Consider the following 18143-nt stretch of genomic DNA (forward strand, 5'->3'; position numbering starts at 1 on the left):
GACAAGGTGGTACACTTGTTGACAAATCTACGATGTACCATTTTGTTCAAACCCTGCGCGATTCCCAAAAAACCTTGGATTGTCAGTAAAGACACTCGCTTGCGCTGGGATGTTTCGGGATCGGTGAAATTAGCGTGTTGAGGTCGAACAATGCTTTTATCCATCAAAACAAAGTTAAAACTAAACAAGATTCAGGCAACAGTCATGAGCAAGCACGCTGGAATAGCGAGGTTTACTTATAACTGGGGATTGGCTACTTGGAGTAATCTTTACAAAGATGGATTGAAGCCCAACAAATACCTGCTCAAGAAATTCTTTAACAATCATGTAAAACCTGAGTTTACATGGATTAAAGAAGCGGGAATTTGCCAGAAGATCACTCAATATGCTTTTGACAATCTAGGGGATGCTTTCACTCGGTTCTTCTCCAAAAAAGGTGAATATCCCAAATTTAAGAAGAAGGGTCATCATGATTCCTTCACGATAGATGCAGGTGGCAAACCAATCCCGGTAGATGGTACGTCCATAAACCTACCAACCATCGGTTGGGTAAAAACCCAGGTCGGATTGCCTCACACCACCTGCAAGTCAATCACTATTTCACGTACCGCCGACAGTTGGTTTATTGCTTTTGCTTACGAACAGGAGCATGAACCAACTGTAAAGCAACACGATGCGGTGGGTGTTGACTTGGGAGTTAAAGAGTTAGCAACACTTTCAACGGGTGTTGTTTTTCCTAACCCAAAGCATTACAAAACGCATCTCAATAAGTTGCGTAGGCTGTCAAAGGAGTTATCGAGAAAGACGAAAGGCTCTAGCAATAGATTTAAGGCTAAACAAAAACTAGCGAAGCATCATGCAAAAATAGCAAACCTCAGAAAAAATACTCTTCATCAAATCACTACTTACTTAGGCAAAAACCACGCAACGATAGTAGTAGAAGATTTAAATGTTTCGGGGATGCTAGCCAATCACAAACTAGCTCAAGTCATCGCTGATTGTAGATTCTATGAATTCAAACGTCAACTGGAATACAAAGCTAAAAAGTTTGGCTGTGAAATAATCATTGCTGACCGCTGGTTTCCTTCGAGCAAGACTTGTTCAAACTGCGGACATATTCAAGATATGCCACGGGCAGAAAGGACTTACAACTGTGGAAGTTGCGGTCATTCGATGGACAGAGATTTGAACGCAGCAATTAATTTATCGCGCTTGGCTAAAACGTGAAAGCTTACCGAGGGATAACCGCTCCCATGCTCCCGATGAAGTAAGAAGCAAATGTCTAGACTTGTTTTTATTATTGTTGGTTTTGGTAGCTTTGGAGGCGGTGCTTTCGGCTGACAACGCGATCGCCCTGGCATCTATTTCCAAAGGTTTAGAAGAACCCAAGCTACAGCAACAAGCTCTCAACATCGGTTTGATAATTGCTTTTGTACTGCGAATAGCACTAATTTTAACGGCGACTTGGGTGATCCAGTTCTGGCAGTTTGAACTGCTGGGAGCCCTGTATCTGCTGTGGCTAGTTTTCCAGCACTTTGCGTCAGAGGCTGACTCTGATGGAGAACATCACGGCCCCAGATTTGCGTCTCTGTGGAAAGCAATTCCAGTAATTGCTCTGACGGATTTAGCTTTTTCTTTGGATAGCGTTACAACTGCGATCGCGATTTCTGACCAAACTTGGCTGGTGTTGACTGGCGCGACAATTGGCATCATAACCCTGCGATTTATGGCAGGCTTGTTCATCCGCTGGCTCGATGAGTTCGTACACCTTGAAGATGCTGGCTACATTACAGTCGGTTTCGTGGGAATGCGATTGCTGGTGAAAGTAATTAATGAGAGTTTAGTACCTCCCCAGTGGCTGGTAGTTTCTTCTATCGCCTTAATGTTTGTCTGGGGATTTTCTAAGCGCACTCCCGAGGCATTAGAAACTGTAGAATCTCTTGCAGAATCCGCAGAAGTTGCTGTCAATCTGCCGGATGCAGAAGTTGCAGTCCCGGAAGCGCAAGCACAGAAGTCCGAAATTTAACCTACTTTCATAAAAATCAATACGGGATGCGGGAAACAAGCGTGACTTTAGTCCTTCCTAGGGAAGCGGCTCGGGGGACTTCAGTCCCCATGTTCTTTCTTTGCTATTTCTATTAAAATATTGTATTACGATCGAGAAGTGAGTAAGAACAACCATCTACGTGTTGAAACATCCTAGTTGGCGTGAAATTCCCGCCCCTGGAAACAACGGAAAGAGTGCAAACTTGATGACAGTATGACAGTAAAGGGCAAGTAATAGCAGGTTGTTGAGCGTACCGCATCAAGGCCGAGCGTGATGGACTCGGAAAGCGTTGAAACAGTAAAAGTAACTGGAAACCTAAATTTAATTGGCGTTGCTGAGTTATAGTATGAATAGGAGGAATAATTTATGCAAAGCAAGCGAATGTAAATCAACCCATATCCGTAAAAACGGGAAAAAAAAGGAAAACAGAACCACATTTGTGTCCAATGCGGTCGCCAATTCATCAGTGAGTATGAACCCCAGCGAGATCAAGCGCGAGACCATCAAACGTGATTGCCTGAAAATGTATGTCAATGGCATGGGTTTACGGGCGATAGAAGGAGTTAAGGGAGTTCATCATACCACAGTAATGAATTGGATTAAACAAGTCGGCAAACTGTTACCAGATGTTTATGACCCTGAAGTGATTCCAGAAGTTGGTGAGCTCGATGAATTACAAACTTATGTGAAAAAAAAACAGACAAGATCTGGCTGTGGACAGCGGTTGACCACTTTAAGCCAGGGATTTTAGGATGGGTATTAGGGGATCGTAGCGCTAAGACATTTGAACCATTATGGGACAAAGTAAGTGAATAGAAATGCTACTTTTATGTAACTGATGGATGGTCTGTATATCCCATGTTTATCCCTGATGGATCTCAGATTATTAGCAAGACTTATATGACACGAGTAGAAGGGGAAAATACAAGACTAAGGCATTCCGCCAGCTAGACTAAATCGCAAGACTCTTTGTTATTCTAAATGTGAGGAAATGCTCAAGCATTCTATTAAATTATTAATACATTACTTGAAATTTGATGATATTCCCATTCCTGTGATTCAGCAAAGCCTAGCATTTTACCCAAAACTTACATCTATAATTAGGTATAGCCTTTCTCAAAAAGATGAGGTATAATTGACAGCTTATAAACCACCCAGACGTATAGGGCCTTCTTCCCAACAACGTCCGCGAATCTTTCTGATAACCGCTATAGATTATACCCTAACTATTCCGGAGGAAGGTCTACTGGGTAAACGATAGAACTTCGATGCAGCGGTATATGGGGTTGGTTGTAGCGCATAAAGTGAGCTTCAATGTTGAAAACTGATAGCACTAACGTTTCAGGATTAAAGACCCTTCCACCACGGACATCTTTTTTTGCAAATTGCCGGAACTACTGTGATTCAAAATGATGACATAAGCTTGACCAGGAAACTGCAAACTTTTAGCCAGCAGCTCGGCCACATTTTGATCCGCATTCTCACTTTCTATCAAACCTCGTTTGCGAACGATTCCTAGGATACAGAAAGGTTTTTCGGGAAAGTAGGTGATAACTTTCTCTACCAAATAAGCTTCTTGAACCTGTGAGTAGGGAGCCAACTGTTGTTTGAGTTCATCTACTTCTGATGGTTTCAGAGTATGAGGTTTGAGTTGGTCGCGATCGCTCACGCTAGCTCTTTCCTGTTGAGCTTTGAGCATCAACTGAGAATGCTTCTCGGCTCGATCGCGATATTTGTCTGCTTTGTCAGTTTGACCTCGTTGCCAGAAAAAACAGTAAATTAGCTGGCACCCGTCTATTACCCAATCTATCCTTTGTGTCATAGCCTTTTCCAGGCAAGCAATACCTGCTAGATCGTCCTTTTGCAGTAAGATCTGCCCGAGGCTATAGTTAGCTTCTGCACAATCGGGGTGAGTTTTTAAGACATCTTGCAACAAGGGAATTGCTGCTTCACCACCTCGCACTTCTAATGTGTAATGGGCTCGTTCCCATGCTTCTCGTTCATCCAGTGTTTGCACTTGTGCTTTTTGCTCTAAAGCTTGCAGTTTACTTTGGATTTGTTGGAGGTAAGCATACTGCTGCCGCCAAGGTGTTGATGCTGCTTCTTTCCAATCGCGATCGAACTGGGTAGCAAACTGTTCTAAGCTGTTTCCGAGAAGATGTTCTGCTGCACTGGTTTGTATGGTTACTGACTGAAGCAATTTTGGCGATCGAGTCCTCAGATAACCTAGGGATTTGAGTCGATCGCTCAGACAGGGATGGGTGTCTGCATTATCGGTCTTTTCTGCCAGAGCCTGCTCTAGCCATAGATTGGTCTGTGCTTCTGCGATCGCACCGTGCAGGAAAGTTAACATAGAAGAATAAGCATTGTCAGGCGGATCGACCCGATCTGCAACCTGCTTGTGGATATCTAACCAAAAGGAACTTTCTAGAAAACGGGCTTTGATTTTTACATTAATTAGCGCCTCAGCCGCATGGCGTACTCCAGCGAGTTGGGCTGCACAGCGATCGGCTTCGTACTCATCCATCCGTGCTAGGGTAAAAGAGTAGGCATTAAAGGAAGGCCAATACCATTCTAGGAAGCTATTAAACAACTTTGATGCTCCATGTTGGTCGCTCTGGTATAACCGTTCGTAAATCTGCAACCAGGTTTTGCGAATTCGATAAATCCATGCCGCGAAGCGAGAATGATTGCCCGAGAGATGTCCTAATTCGTGTGCCAGAACGGCTTTAAATTGTTCCAAAGACAAGGACTGCATCAGGGGAAGTCCTAGAAGCAAGTAGTTTTTTTGCCAGCCAAAGATACCGAGCCGCGGAACTTGAACGACTGCTGCATTGAATTCTCGATTCAACAAGATGTTGTGGAATCGGGGAGCCTCAAGTTTAGCGGTCAATTCGTCTACCAGGCCGAATAAGTGAGGAACTCGATCGCGACTCAGTTTCAATCCTTGAGGATGGGGGAAAGTTACCCAGAGCGATCGCACAATTGCCCATGCCGGAATCAGTAACAAAATGCCAAACTTAATGATGTAACCATTGATGTGATGGCTAAACATCATCACAAAGACTAACAGCCCGATCAGTGCGAATAATCCAGCAAGTATTAAAAAGATGTAGGCATAACCTAATACGGCAAACAGGGCTACTCGCAAGCGGTAACTTCCCGGATGACGCTGCGAGAATTCTTCCAAATTTTTGACTAATTTATCAAACTCTTTCTGATTGATTGCCATAGGAAACAGTTGTTTTATATGTGCTGATGGCCAATTGCATTAATTGCACAAAAGTATGATGGACTCGATGTTTCTGGTTTTGCATAACCAGCGCTAATAACTCGTCGATGCCAACCAATAACCTTTATAGGTTAAACTCAATGCTGTAAATGCTGTTTAAGTCAAGATGAATTATTATTCCCACCCATCCTAATTCAATTTTTTTGGATGGTCGGGCAGTGTTTACAAAAATTGATGGGAGTTGTCCGCGAGATGAATTGGGAAGTTGCGATCGCTCTTTTTATATAGTGCGATCGCGCCAAAGCTCATGTCTCAATGTCGATCGCCACTATCTTACCGCGATCGCCTGTCTCGACTTGAGGGCGGACTTGAGATTCATAAATCCGATCGCCCGCCTTGACAAATTCTTCTTTGCTGTAGCGGGGTTGTCGGACTATCATCGTTTTACCTGGTTTCAACGATTGCTGTTAACGAAATAGAGTGACGGGTGCAGACAACAGTAGCTGAGTCTTTTCAACAATTGTTACGCGGGAATTTGTAGCGACTTATATCGTTGAATGAGAATCTCATCAACATCCCCTAAAAATCCATCACAACAAACCGCGATAGCGAATAAAAATCAACACCACCGCCCACGAACCCAAAGCAACCTTGATCGCCACCAAAATATTCAGCAAAGGCACTACACCACCACTAACTAATGCCCCAAACTGTCCGTGCGGCAACTCGTACCCACACAAAGTTATCGCAGACAACACCACAAAAACCAATACCGAAATCTTCTCCCAAGTCGCCGCGTGCGATCGATCGTAAATCCGTTGCATCCACTCGGATGACGAAGTAATCGCCACCAAACCGATCGCAGTTCCCCCCGCGACACCCGCCGCAAAACCGCCTCCCGGAGTCAAATGTCCCCGCAATGACAATTCAATACTCACCAAAGCCGCAATAGTCGCTCCCAAACGGGCTAACACAATTGAAGGTTGATCGGTAAACTGATAAATTGTGCAGGATGGTCTTTCCGTGGCTAACAGAAAATTAGCGCCCATAATGGCGATCGTAAATACCACTACTTCAAAAATCGTGTCATAAAGGCGATTGCGGAAAATAATCGCCGATACTGCATTCGGAATCCCGCTATCTTTGACAATCAATTCTACGATCGCCAAACCTGATAAACCTGATGTTGGATTGGCAAAAAATAGCATTTTAATGTAAAGCACTATCCCCGCCGCAATGTAAACCCATTTCATTGATAATCCTCCGCTAAATCCGTAGCATTTTTGTAAGTCAGACTGGTATTTACTGATGAAATTTCGACCTGCATGATGTCATAAAGCCGTTGGATTCTAGTCACAGTTTGATAATGTTTGGTTTCGGGATCGCTATCTAACACAGGCACACAAGTTGCATGAATTTCTTTCTCCATCAAGGCGCGATGTAAACCCTCCAGACTGGTGAAAGGTACTACCTCAATGCGGAGATAATACTTGCTAAAAATCCGCCGAAAATCCTTCATCAATGAGTTAAAATCGCGGGGACTTTCTACTGTCAACTCTACCTTCAAAACATCACCATCCGACTCGACTTTCTCCTCTTCCAACACGCCCAAACGCATCACCAAGGACGATCGCACTGCCACCGCATACAGGGTTATTGCCAACATCGTACCCATCAAGGCTTCCGTCAAAGCCACATCCGCCGCCCCAAACACTGAATATACCAATGCTGCGATCGCACCTAATATGCCGCGAATGACTAGGGCATGGTAGGGATTAGCCTGAACTACTACCATACAAGCAGCCAAGGGCAACAGCGCAGTTAAGATATAGATATAGCTATCATCATTCATAATGTCTCTGTTGGAAACTCCTTCTGATTTTCTGCCTCTTCACTCGAACAGTGTGCAAACACATATCCCAGCATTGTATTCCAGATTGCCAAGGAAATAATTGCTAAAGTTAGCAGCGGCCATCTACTAGGTATTTTGATCAGCAGCCCGACAACGATTAGGATCGAACCCAAGGTATCGGCAACCGAAAGACTGTGTAACTTAAATAATACCGATCGCTTGCCGACTAGGTGAGAAGTTCCCCAAAACCAGAAGAATATTCCTACACCAAAAAATACATAACTCACCACATCAATCATAAATCATCCATTCGTTTTATTATGTGTGCTAACAGCATTAATCCCGCATTTCCCACAGTCAGGATTATCGCCCCTACAGCGCCAATCATCCAATCGTCCCGCAAGACAGAGATGAACAAAGTCATAATTCCTGCCTTGGTGGAAATACTGCCCAAGGCTAACATTTTCTGCCAAATATCATCATCCGTCAATGCCTCGTACATGGGGATGAGCATGGCTGCAATCATCGCAATTAAGAGCAAATTCATGGTTTTTTAATCGGGAAAACCCGGTGAACTTCGTAGCAGCCTTCTTGGTTGTGTCTCACCACAATTGTTTTGGGCGTAAACGTGATTAGGAATACATCCAAAAATATCATGATCGGCGATCTTTTCATTTTTGCCCGTTCCAAAATCATGTCTTCTCCGTTATGGGGACGAATGATAATTTCAAAGGCCTCAATGTATGCTACCGGAATCGCAATCAGGATTTTTTTGAGCATACTTAGCCATTCCTTGATCCTTTCCGGGGATGTATTGCCGCGGGGTAGGAGAAATGCGATCGCTATACCAATGATGATATTTGGCACGGTGAAATCGGCGGTAAGCAAAAACCAAATTGTCAATCGTAATATCAAACTTCCAATCATCTTTTTTCCTTCTTAGACTTTTTGCATAAATCTTTGATGTGCAACAACCGCAGATGTCATGCAGATTAACGGAGATAAACGCAGATAATTACAAGATACTTTCTAATTTTACTAGATATCTCTTGCATACTCTTATTGCGAGCGATCGCAAGGCTGCATCTGGTTTTTGAAGAGAGCGAAGCATGACCGCATATAAGCTATTACTGATAATCTCATATTTACTGCGGTCATGCTTCGCCCCTACACACATATTTACCAAACTGAGGTGCATCCGATCGCACTTTCTATTCAAGTGTGGGTTCCTGTCGCTAATGCCATCCAAAAGAGTGCGATCAAGGTTAGAGTCATCACACCTACCAGATGATCGAATTGCTCGGCTGCACGTGGCAGGGCGATCGCTAACCGTTTGATAATTAAAACATAAATCAGCCACCCGATCGCGATCGTCCCCACTGCTTTGATGATACTTTCAATGCTATAAGCATCTAAGTACACCACATTTGCGATAATTAGCCCGCCAATTAAGAGGATGACTGCTGGCCACAAACCCGGCTTGACTTCTTGTTTCTCGCCGCGCGGGATAAAGATTAATTTGGCGAAGGTTATAGCTGTACCTACGGCCGCAATATTCATAGGGATCGCCTGCCAAGGTGCTACACTTTTCAAGGTCAACACTTTTGCCCCAAATCCTGCCAACAAAGGAAAGCCGGAAATGGAGAGACTGGCGATTACTAAGGCTATCCAAATTTTTGGATCGATCGCCTTAGATTGCAGTTCTTTGAAGTTGCGACTTGGTAAGGAACCGGCAATTAAGAAGAGGCTTGATTTAACTAAACCGTGAGTCAGCGCATAAAAACCACCGACTTCCGGTGCTGCTAGAATAAAGCCTAACTGGGCAATTGTGCTGAACGCTAGCATCCGTTTTGTATCTTTTTCAAAGATGGCATAGGATACTCCCATTAAAGCTGTCGCCACGCCAAATATTCTGACGATAGTACCGAGATCGTCGGAAACCAAAGCACAGCGCAACAAAGGTAAGATACTAGCTTTGATGACTATTCCTGAGAGTAATGCTGAAACTGGGGTTTCTGATTCTGAGTGAGTTAGTGGCAGCCAGAATCCCGATACAAAAATCCCGCCTTTGAGCAATAATCCCAGAAAAATTAGGGCTAAAGCTTCTGGTGGCGCACCTTTTAAACCGTCAAAAACAAAGGAATTATGTTTTTGATAGACTAGCACCGCGCCCACGAGGTAAAATAGCATGGCGGTGTTGCTGATAAACAGATAGCGCAGGGCTACCCATAAAGAGCGATCGGTGCGAGGATAGGCAATTAACAGAAAAGCTGCAATCCCGCTGACTTCTAGGGCGACGTATAAACTGACAAAATCTGCACAGATAAAGGTAGCATTTATACTGCCATGCAGAATAATCATCTGGGAGTAAAAGAAGGCTGATTTACCACTGTGCCAACAGTAAAAAATCACCGCAGCAGTTACTAGGGCATTTGTCAAGATAAAGTAGGCGGCCAACTGATCGGCAACTACTTGAACGCCGAAATTATCTAGTAATTTTAGTTGGAGGGGCGACTTTTCGAGAAATAGTTGTAGCGCGTAGCCTGCTGAAACAAAGGTGACTGCTAATGCGAGATATTTGTCAAGCTTGGGAAGTAGATAAATGACGAACCCGATAAAAAATGGTATGGTCAGCCAAGCGATCGTAATAATATTCATGGATGGGTTTACGGCGTGTTATTTTTCTCGATCTCGCTGGTTTCCAATGTGGGATTATCCCGTGCTAGCTTCATCACACCTACCAGCATCAGGGCTTGAATCGAAAAGCCGATGACGATCGCAGTTAAGATGATTCCCTGGGGGACTGGATCGGCGAAAGCTCTATTTTTGACATCTCCCATAATTGGCGTGAACAAGCCATTGAGGGATGCAACCACGACATAATAGGCAATTACACCGGTGCTCATTACGTCCATAGAGACGATCTTCATCACCAGGTTCTTTTTAAGGATGATACCAAAAAATCCGCACAATACTGTGGCAAATACGAAGGCTTCTAACACGGAAATTTTTGTTGCTTAAGGTTTGGTGACAATGATACATTACTTGGGTGCTACTAATGTAGGGCGAGTCGATCGATTTTAGATTTTAGATTTGGGATTTTAGATTGACTTGGCAAGTAATGCGATCGAGGTTGGGAAGCTATCGTAAAGTTATGTTAATTTTTGGTACTGATTTTAAATGGGAGTACAGAGTGTAACTGGGGCGATCGCGATCGCGCGTGCAAGGCGATCGGGCGATCGCACGCCCGATACACTGGAATGGGAGTACAATGAATGATATTTCTATTCAAAGTGATGCGCTGAGTGGAGCCCGCTTCGGAACTGGCAAGATGCCCGTTCCACAAAAAAAGGATTTTTTTGATTTATTCTGGGGTGAAATTATCCCCGGCTGCGGAACAGGCAAGATGCCTGTTCCACAAAAAAATATTTTTTTGATTTGTTTTTTGTCGGTGGAATTGTCGCCCGTTCACCAATTATTTGCCAAATATTATGGTCTTTTTATACTTACCTAATTATCCAAATTACTGCTAAAATAAAGTACGAGTCCTTGCCGCTCAAATGCAGACCATGACCGCACAAACCCCCGTACAATTCCAAGACAGTTTCGACATCATCGTAGTAGGTGGCGGACACTCCGGCTGCGAAGCCGCCCTCGCCACATCTCGCCTCGGATGCCGCACGCTTTTACTCACCCTCAACCTCGACAAAATTGCGTGGCAACCCTGCAACCCAGCCGTCGGCGGCCCCGCTAAAACTCAACTTACCAACGAAGTCGATGCCCTAGGTGGAGAAATCGGCAAAATGGCCGATCGCACTTATCTACAAAAGCGCGTCCTCAACGCTTCGAGAGGCCCCGCAGTTTGGGCGCTAAGAGCCCAGACAGACAAGCGGGAATACGCCGCTGTCATGAATAATATTGTCGAAAATCAAGAGAATTTGACCATCCGCGAAGCGATGGTTACAGACTTAGTTTTGGGCAAAAATGAAGAAGTCATCGGCGTTGAAACCTACTTCGGCGTCGGCTTTGGATGCAAAGCCGTAATTCTCACCACAGGAACTTTTTTAGGTGGCACAATTTGGGTTGGCAACAAGTCGATGCCGGCCGGACGTGCCGGAGAATTTGCAGCCGTAGGTTTGACAGAAACTCTCAACCGTTTGGGCTTTGAAACCGGACGGTTAAAAACAGGAACTCCGGCAAGAGTTGACAAACGCACTCTCGATTACACAAACCTGGAACCGCAGCCGGGAGATGCAGATGTTCGCTGGTTTAGTTTCGATCCAGAAGTCTGGGTGGAACGCGAACAAATGCCCTGCTATTTAACTCGAACCACGCCCGAAACTCACCAGTTAATTAGAGACAACTTGCACCTTTCTCCAGTTTACGGCGGTTGGGTTGATGCGAAAGGCCCGCGCTATTGTCCGAGTATTGAAGATAAAATCGTGCGCTTTGCAGATAAGGAAAGCCACCAGATTTTTATTGAACCGGAAGGTAGGGATATTCCTGAACTTTATATCCAAGGATTTTCGACTGGTTTGCCGGAAAGTTTGCAATTGCAAATGCTGCGGACTCTTCCAGGTTTGGAAAAGTGCGAGATGATGCGCCCTGCTTATGCTGTGGAGTACGATTATTTGCCTGCAACTCAGTGCTTTCCGACTCTGATGACTAAGAAGATTGAAGGGCTGTTTTGCGCGGGACAGGTGAACGGTACGACGGGATATGAGGAGGCGGCTGCACAGGGGATTGTCGCAGGTATTAATGCGGCTAGGTTTGCGAAGAATCAGGAGATGATTGTGTTTGCCCGCGAGCAAAGTTATATCGGCACTTTGATTGACGATTTGTGTACGAAGGATTTGCGGGAACCTTACCGGATGTTGACTTCGCGATCGGAATATCGGCTGTTGTTGCGATCGGACAACGCCGACCAACGCTTGACCCCGCTTGGACGGGAAATTGGCTTAATTGGCGATCGGCGCTGGGAGTTATTCGATCGCAAACAAGCTAATATTGTCGCGGAAAAAGCCCGTTTGTACTCAACTCGCGTCAAAGAACACGAAGAGGTTGGCAAAGCAATTTTTGCTGACACTCAACAAGTGATTAAAGGTTCAATAACTCTGGCTGATTTGCTGCGCCGTCCCGGTTTTCACTACGTCGATTTAGAACGCTACAATTTAGGCAATTCTAGTCTAAAATTAGCTGAGAAAGATGGTGCAGAAATCGAACTCAAATACTCCGGTTATTTGCAAAGACAGCAAAATCAAATCGATGACATTGCCAAACACGAACGCCGCCAATTACCTGCGGATTTGGATTATATGGCAATTACAACTCTCTCGAAGGAGTCGCGGGAGAAGTTGACTAAAATTAGACCCTTGACTATTGGCCAAGCAGCGAGAATTGGCGGGGTGAATCCGGCTGATGTTAATGCTTTGTTGATTTATCTGGAAGTGCAAAACCGCAAGCAGCCGGCTGCTATGGGAAAATGAATAAACTTTACTATCGTGGCATGGCAGAGCAAAATGGTAAGCCGAAAATAGGTCGCAGTGCTAGATTACTAGGGGTAAGACCTGGTATTGACATAGATATTGAGCAAATGCCCACAGGTTATCTGAATGAGCAAGGCTATTTGTTAGCAGAGTTAGAACGTGAGTTTCGAGGAGAGTTGGTTGCTGTTGCTGTCAGGAATACAAAGGGAATGTCGGTTTCCATTTCAATTGAAAGTTTACCAGCATTTCGCAGACCTACAAAATTTGGTGGGACTGGAAAAGACTCTCTATGGCAAATTGATGACATAAAAATTATTGGAGATTTGCAGGCTGTCCAAGATAGCCCGACGCACGTTAGCATCTTGCCAAGAGCTACAATGTCTCTGGAAATGTACGAGGCCGCATTGGCAAACACCCAAAATGATTGGGAAAGAGTTGATTAATCTCATATATCATAGGAGTCTATAACAATGGCATGGATATTCAGTTTATCGGCAGAATGTGGCTCAGATGAAAGCAATGTTAATAAATTTGCTCAACACTTTGAGAAAATAGAATGGCTACTCTCAAACGATCGCCAATGCCTGTGTCGCACAGACACTTTTCAAGATATCGATCAAAACTGGTGGTGTCGAGTTTATCCAAATAATATTAGTCAAGTGGGAATAGATAGCCCTGAAAGTGCTTATATAATGACAGAGTTAGGGATTTTACTGTATCACACTCTACGGTTTGCTCCATCGTTTCGCTATGCTTTGGTTGGTGTTGAAGTTGATGAATTTAGAACTTACAGTGAATTGATTGAGGATTTGTCAAACTTATCTCTTCCCGGATTAGTTTTAGCAAAAGAACTTATTCAGGGGCGAGAAACCTTACCAGTTTTTCGACCATTTAGTTCTAGTTATGTTTGGCAACCCTACGAGGGGGAAGTCTATAATCCATTAATGGCATCTCCCGACTTAAAAAATAAGCTGAATGAGCTTCTGGTTGTGGGTTAACTTTGTTATATTGATGTCTAATGAATTAACCAACTTCGAGATTAGGTTTTGTGACGATGAAAATACAACCGTTGTTGACCAAATTTTAATAGTTTTCACAGGAAATAACTATGCCCTTCAGTGCTTACAAAACTATTGATGCTGTCCTCAAAGAATTTCAAATTACCTACACTCAGTCCAACTTTATAGTTGAAACCGAATTCAATATTCCTGACTACTTTCGAGAAGACTTAGAAATAGTCATGGAAGAAGGTGCCGCCGACTGTTCGGAATTTGCTATCTGCGAAAATCTGATTTATCCACTTCTCAAAGAAGTTTGGAAGTGCTACCGACAAAAGCTGATTTTATGGAGTCATAAAGCTCTAATATACGATCAAAATTTAACCGGATTTCCAGAGTATATCTTAGCTAAGAAATCTCCCTTAGGAAATATTGTTTTCGATCGCCCTTATTTCGTCTTGATTGAAGCGAAACAAGATAACTTTGAAGCTGGCTGGGGACAGTGCATCGCCGAAATGATTGCCGCTCAAAAAATGAATGAAAATCCCGCACAAACTCTATTTGGAATTGCTTCTAACGGAGACAGGTGGCAGTTTGGAAAATTAGAAGCTAATATCTTTACTCGCAACCGCACTTTTTACACCATTCAAGAACTCGATCGACTTTTTGCGGCTGTTAATTACGTATTTAAACAGTGCGAATTGATGTTAGATGCTGACGCGAACATATCAGACGGCGGTTGAAACCGCGCTTAGGAATGAGAATTAAATAACTTACAATTTTAATTATTGTGGGATGGGCGTCCCGCCCGTCCAGAAAAGACGGGCGGGACGCCCATCCCACTTTCTTTGTGTAAGTTATTAAATTTTCGTTCCTTAGACAAACAAAGTGCGGGTTTTGTCTGTGTAGGCGCGATTTCCATCCTACGTCTGATTTACTCGATCGCCCTAACTAGCAATCATTCCCACTCGATCGTACCAGGCGGCTTAGAAGTAATATCGTAAACCACCCGGTTAACGCCCTTAACCTCATTCACAATCCGGTTCGAGATCAATTCCAACAAATCGTATGGAACCCGCGCCCAGTCAGCCGTCATCCCATCTTCGCTTTTGATAAATCGGAGAACGATCGGGTAAGCATAGGTGCGCTGATCGCCCATAACGCCTACACTGCGAATCGGGAGCAAAACTGCAAAAGCTTGCCAAAGTTCGTTGTACAATCCGTGGCGGTTGATTTCTTGGCGCACGATGAAGTCAGCATCCCGCAAAATATTCAGCCTCTCTGCGGTAACTTCTCCCGTAATCCGAATCGCCAATCCCGGGCCCGGGAAAGGTTGTCGGTTGACGATTTCTTCGGGAAGCCCGATCGATCTACCGACTTTTCGCACCTCATCCTTAAACAACTTTCGCAGCGGTTCGATCAGCTTAAAACACAAATCTTTAGGTAATCCGCCCACATTGTGGTGGCTTTTAATCTTAACAGCAACTCGTTCGCCACTTTTCGGGTCTACATTCGTGTCAGCCGACTCAATTACATCCGGGTAAAGAGTACCTTGAGCGAGGTAATCGAAGGGGCCGAGGCGCTTCGATTCTTCTTCAAATACACTGATAAATTCGTGGCCGATCCGCTTGCGTTTTACTTCAGGATCGGTAACGCCTTCAAGTTGAGCCAAAAAGCGATCGCGAGCTAGAACGTACTGCACCGGAATGTGGAATTCATCTTGAAACAATTTCACCAACCGTTCCGGTTCGTACTTCCGCATAAACCCTTGGTCGATAAACATACACGTAAGTTGGTCGCCGATCGCCTTGTGCAGCAAAAAAGCCAATGTTGAAGAATCAACCCCGCCAGATAGAGCCAACAAAACTCGTTGGTCTCCCACTCTGGCTCGAATTTCGCGAATAGTTTCCTCAACAAAAGTAGCTGTCGTCCAAGTCGGTTCGCACTCGCAAATATGGTAAACAAAATTGCGAATCAAAGCTTGTCCGCCGATCGAGTGAACCACTTCTGGATGAAACTGCACCCCGTATAAACTTTTCTCGTGGTGAGCAACAACAGCAGACGGAGTATTGTTCGTGTGAGCGAGAATCTCAAAACCAGTCGGCAACTCGCTACAGGAGTCTCCGTGGCTCATCCACATCGTCGCGCCTTCTTCGACATTTGTGAGCAAATCCGTCGGATCGTCAATAAATAGCGATGCCTTGCCGTATTCGGCCAACTTAGCCCGCTCAACAGTCCCGCCGAGTTGCTTTACCATCAACTGCATCCCGTAGCAGACGCCCAACACTGGTATTCCCAGATTCCAAATTTCCGGGTCGCATTGGGGAGCTCTTTCATCGTATACAGAACTCGGGCCTCCTGAAAGAATAATTCCTTTAGGATTGATAGCTTTTAACTGTTCTGCCGTAGTGCGGTAAGAAATAACTTCTGAATATACTTGAGTTTCGCGAATGCGTCGAGCAATCAGTTCGGAATATTGCGAACCGAAGTCGAGAATCACGATCATCTGGCGGTCTATTTGCCCCAGAGAAGAATTGGTGAGGTCGGATTCAGTTTCTATTTGAGTAGTCACGGTAATTGCGTAGTTGCTAATTGCTAATTGGGCTGAAAGTAGCGGAGGTATTTGTCGCCGCCTCAGTCTAATACTGATCGATGCGAGCGACCGTTAGTCGCTAGAAATAAATCTTATTTGTACTAGATTGCTCTCAGCGACGTTACTCGATTAATAGGGCTTGCGGTAAGCATAGATTCACTTCGACATTTACTCTAATTAATTGAACTCTTGCATCAGAAATTGCGTCAAGCAGCAACCTAGTATAATTAAGATCTAGGGACTGAGAATTATTACTTGTTAAATATTATCCCCGATCGCTCTTTTAAAAAGAATTCAGGGATATTCACACTACATTAACAAATTTGGGTCAGAAATGTATCCCCTATGTCACTTTTAACAATAATTTTGCGATCGCGCCCAAACATCACTGAACCCACGGGGATACGCTGGTTAGTATGAGTGAAAATGCAATCGGACGATCGCAAGTCGATTTCTCGGGCGATGTCGCCGTAAATTCGATCGACCCAATGGCTGCCAGTTGCCGCATCTAGAGCCCGCAGTTGGCCGAGAGCCTCTTCGGCTGTCGCCGCAGCAAAAATCGCAGAACACGCATCTGCGGGCATTCCAGCTTTAGCACAGAAAGCTGTCAAAATTTCCCGGCGCCCGTCAGCGAGGTGGTGGTGAGTGTGAAAAATCCCCGCCGCCAATTTCATCAATTTGCCGTGATAGCCAAACAGCAAGATCGATCGCACGCCCTGACATCCAGCCTCTGCCAGGAGCGGGCCCAGCCAGTTAGCCGTTTTCACCAGCCGCTGCGGATCGATGCCCAGTTGTCGCGCCAAATTGGAGCCATTTTCGCCGATGCAGAAGACTAAAGTGTCAAACAGTTCGGCTTTTTGTTGCAGTTGTTCGCGGTAAATTTCCAACTGTCCGGGGGCGCTCAGGGGTTGAGAAATCCCAGTTGTACCCAGCAGCGAAAGTCCTTCGACGACGCCGAAAGCTTCGTTAGAAGTGCGGGTGGCGAGTTGGCGCCCTGACGGCAGAATCAGCGTGACAGTAATTCTTTCTCCCGGTGCGAGTTCTCGGCTCAGATTCGATCGCAGCAGTCGCATCGCGTAATCATAGATTGCCGCTCCACCACCTACTTTGTGATGTCCAATTCCCTCGCCCCCGACAATCACAATCTGCTCCCCCTCTCCCTCCGCCTCTGGGAGCAATTCCACCATTGCCCAAACGGGTGTATTGCGAGTCAGATCGAGGTTGTCTCCCGGATCGGAGCGAGTCACGCCTAAAGCTGTACCAGTTTTGAGTACAGATGCTTGTTCGATCGCAATTTCTGCCGTAATTGGCGGTTCCAGTAAATCTACTGATACGCTACCTACAGACTGAGTACCTACGCGCAAGCACCGCAAAGCTGCAAGTGCGGCCGCACAGGCAAATACTGGCAGTGTATACCCGGATAAAGGTTGAGTTTTTGTCACAAAATGCAGAAATCCTTAAATTAGTCGGCGATCGACATCACAGTGTGGTAGTGATACCCCTCAAGCACTTAAGCTTCATTCTAGGGTTTGATATTATTAGCAGTTAGCCTCATTTTTGTCAAGCAAGAATTTTGTCCTGCCTGTTGTCTTGAAGCAAGCAACATTTTTTTTCAGGTGCGATCGTCAACAACCCACACCGAAGCCTTACGCGCACGTGGCGGTATCTTCACAAAACCCGGAATCTCGTGAACCAAAGCTATCGGGAGCATCAATCGCGAGTGCGCTTAGACTGAGACACCGCTTCCCGGAATCAAGTACAAATATTGTAAACAGGTTCAAAAAACAAGATGGTTATGGCTATCTTCGACATACCTTGCACCCTTTTTCCTCGCATCAACCGCTCGTAAAAACCTGGACAAAGCTACCCAAAAGTAGTCAATGTTAGACATCTACGTTAGTAATTTTAGTCCACAGTCCTAAAACTACAGGAATA

The 18143-nt window shown here is 44.9% G+C and carries 18 protein-coding genes and 1 pseudogene; 8 read left to right on the plus strand and 11 right to left on the minus strand.

Features of this window, described 5'->3' with window-relative positions; translation table 11 throughout:
- Positions 1 to 150 precede the first annotated feature (150 nt).
- The 3 genes and pseudogenes from JGK11_RS04035 to JGK11_RS04045 all read left to right on the plus strand — a co-directional run bounded on the left by JGK11_RS04035 (position 151) and on the right by JGK11_RS04045 (position 3182).
- Positions 151 to 1227, plus strand: coding sequence for an RNA-guided endonuclease TnpB family protein (locus JGK11_RS04035; RefSeq protein WP_293210641.1), 1077 nt, complete (start codon positions 151 to 153; stop codon positions 1225 to 1227).
- A gap of 61 nt (positions 1228 to 1288) precedes the next feature.
- A complete protein-coding gene (locus tag JGK11_RS04040; RefSeq protein ID WP_293210644.1) occupies positions 1289 to 2026 on the plus strand; it encodes a DUF475 domain-containing protein in 738 nt (245 codons plus the stop codon).
- A 367-nt stretch (positions 2027 to 2393) separates the two neighbouring features.
- Positions 2394 to 3182 (plus strand): annotated as a pseudogene (locus JGK11_RS04045) (IS1 family transposase).
- 198 nt (positions 3183 to 3380) lie between these two features.
- On the opposite strand, the gene JGK11_RS04050 reads toward JGK11_RS04045, so the two are convergent.
- From JGK11_RS04050 to JGK11_RS04090, 9 genes are all read right to left on the minus strand, one after another.
- Positions 3381 to 5279 (minus strand): M48 family metallopeptidase, encoded by a 1899-nt coding sequence (locus JGK11_RS04050; protein WP_293210647.1) that lies wholly within the window; start codon positions 5277 to 5279, stop codon positions 3381 to 3383.
- Between the two features lie 305 nt (positions 5280 to 5584).
- Entirely contained in the window at positions 5585 to 5719 is a 135-nt protein-coding gene (locus JGK11_RS04055) for a hypothetical protein (protein ID WP_293186473.1), read from the minus strand.
- Between the two features lie 150 nt (positions 5720 to 5869).
- Entirely contained in the window at positions 5870 to 6532 is a 663-nt protein-coding gene (locus JGK11_RS04060) for a Na(+)/H(+) antiporter subunit B (protein WP_293186452.1), read from the minus strand.
- Complete coding sequence (locus JGK11_RS04065; RefSeq protein ID WP_293210649.1) at positions 6529 to 7131, minus strand: DUF4040 domain-containing protein; 603 nt, start codon at positions 7129 to 7131, stop codon at positions 6529 to 6531. The genes JGK11_RS04060 and JGK11_RS04065 overlap by 4 nt, the downstream gene beginning before the upstream one ends.
- Entirely contained in the window at positions 7128 to 7430 is a 303-nt protein-coding gene (locus tag JGK11_RS04070) for a monovalent cation/H(+) antiporter subunit G (protein WP_293186455.1), read from the minus strand. The genes JGK11_RS04065 and JGK11_RS04070 overlap by 4 nt, the downstream gene beginning before the upstream one ends.
- Positions 7427 to 7678, minus strand: a complete 252-nt coding sequence (locus tag JGK11_RS04075; RefSeq protein WP_293143050.1) for a hypothetical protein — start codon at positions 7676 to 7678, stop codon at positions 7427 to 7429. Before JGK11_RS04075 ends, JGK11_RS04070 begins: the two co-directional genes overlap by 4 nt.
- Positions 7675 to 8058: a Na+/H+ antiporter subunit E gene (locus tag JGK11_RS04080; RefSeq protein WP_293186457.1), complete on the minus strand. Its 384-nt coding sequence runs from the start codon at positions 8056 to 8058 to the stop codon at positions 7675 to 7677. The genes JGK11_RS04075 and JGK11_RS04080 overlap by 4 nt, the downstream gene beginning before the upstream one ends.
- A gap of 288 nt (positions 8059 to 8346) precedes the next feature.
- Positions 8347 to 9789, minus strand: coding sequence for a cation:proton antiporter (locus JGK11_RS04085; RefSeq protein WP_293210651.1), 1443 nt, complete (start codon positions 9787 to 9789; stop codon positions 8347 to 8349).
- 8 nt (positions 9790 to 9797) lie between these two features.
- Positions 9798 to 10133, minus strand: coding sequence for an NADH-quinone oxidoreductase subunit K (locus JGK11_RS04090; protein WP_293198789.1), 336 nt, complete (start codon positions 10131 to 10133; stop codon positions 9798 to 9800).
- 269 nt (positions 10134 to 10402) lie between these two features.
- On the opposite strand from JGK11_RS04090, the gene JGK11_RS04095 reads away from it, so the two are divergent.
- From JGK11_RS04095 to JGK11_RS04115, 5 genes are all read left to right on the plus strand, one after another.
- Positions 10403 to 10645 carry a hypothetical protein gene (locus JGK11_RS04095; protein ID WP_293186461.1) on the plus strand — a complete coding sequence of 81 codons (243 nt, stop codon included), beginning with the start codon at positions 10403 to 10405 and terminating at the stop codon, positions 10643 to 10645.
- 55 nt (positions 10646 to 10700) lie between these two features.
- On the plus strand, positions 10701 to 12617 hold the full coding sequence (mnmG, locus tag JGK11_RS04100) for a tRNA uridine-5-carboxymethylaminomethyl(34) synthesis enzyme MnmG (RefSeq protein ID WP_293210653.1): 1917 nt from the start codon (positions 10701 to 10703) through the stop codon (positions 12615 to 12617).
- Positions 12614 to 13060, plus strand: a complete 447-nt coding sequence (locus tag JGK11_RS04105; protein WP_293186465.1) for a hypothetical protein — start codon at positions 12614 to 12616, stop codon at positions 13058 to 13060. The genes mnmG and JGK11_RS04105 overlap by 4 nt, the downstream gene beginning before the upstream one ends.
- A gap of 27 nt (positions 13061 to 13087) precedes the next feature.
- Positions 13088 to 13615, plus strand: a complete 528-nt coding sequence (locus tag JGK11_RS04110) for a hypothetical protein (RefSeq protein ID WP_293186466.1) — start codon at positions 13088 to 13090, stop codon at positions 13613 to 13615.
- Positions 13616 to 13725: 110 nt separating this feature from the next.
- Complete coding sequence (locus tag JGK11_RS04115; RefSeq protein WP_293186467.1) at positions 13726 to 14358, plus strand: hypothetical protein; 633 nt, start codon at positions 13726 to 13728, stop codon at positions 14356 to 14358.
- A gap of 215 nt (positions 14359 to 14573) precedes the next feature.
- Here JGK11_RS04115 and guaA read toward each other — a convergent pair whose 3' ends face one another.
- Entirely contained in the window at positions 14574 to 16187 is a 1614-nt protein-coding gene (gene guaA / locus JGK11_RS04120; protein ID WP_325315854.1) for a glutamine-hydrolyzing GMP synthase, read from the minus strand.
- 335 nt (positions 16188 to 16522) lie between these two features.
- A complete protein-coding gene (gene cbiD, locus JGK11_RS04125; RefSeq protein ID WP_293186469.1) occupies positions 16523 to 17650 on the minus strand; it encodes a cobalt-precorrin-5B (C(1))-methyltransferase CbiD in 1128 nt (375 codons plus the stop codon).
- Between the last annotated feature and the right edge of the window lie 493 nt (positions 17651 to 18143).

Origin of the sequence: Microcoleus sp. PH2017_34_RAT_O_A (genome assembly GCF_020737885.1) — a bacterium.
Lineage (GTDB): Bacteria > Cyanobacteriota > Cyanobacteriia > Cyanobacteriales > Microcoleaceae > Microcoleus.